This is a genomic window from Mesorhizobium sp. PL10, from assembly GCF_053714315.1.
This window is the reverse complement of sequence record NZ_JBSKBR010000212.1, coordinates 1-390: the sequence shown is the minus strand read 5'-3', so window position 1 is coordinate 390 and position 390 is coordinate 1. Positions and strand designations below refer to the sequence as shown.

The window sequence follows — 390 nt, the reverse complement described above, 5'->3', positions numbered from 1 at the left end:
AGAAGCTGAATGCGGTGGTGCCGTGGGAGGTTTTCCGCAAGCCGCTCGGCAAGGCGCTGAGAGTCCTCTCTGATTGGGGTCGTTTTGGTCAAGATGCTCCTGCACTTTTTTCTGGACCGTTCCGTGGGTCACTCGCTTCTCTTCGCGGTCGGCGCTTGGGCCGCCGCATGATAGGGTCAGGAGAGCGAGGCGTCTCAATCTGTTTCACGACCTTGCCGCGCTTGGGCCGGCAGGTTCGGAACTCTCAACGAGATCGTCTCGCCCATCGTCCCCAGGGAACGATCCGGGCATCGCCCTTTCGGGCGAAGGCTCTGTTCGCCCGTTTCGATAAGCACCTCGGCAAGGCCGGCTACCTGGCGATGGGCGGGCAGATCGTCGATGCCACCATCG

1 protein-coding gene is annotated in these 390 nt (G+C 62.1%); it reads right to left on the bottom strand.

Annotation, left to right across the window (positions count from 1 at the left end; all coding sequences use genetic code 11):
• Nucleotides 1–194: 194 nt before the first annotated feature.
• On the bottom strand, nt 195–390 hold a 196-nt coding region (locus ACWGTO_RS33900), incomplete at its 5' end, for a hypothetical protein (protein WP_454579007.1).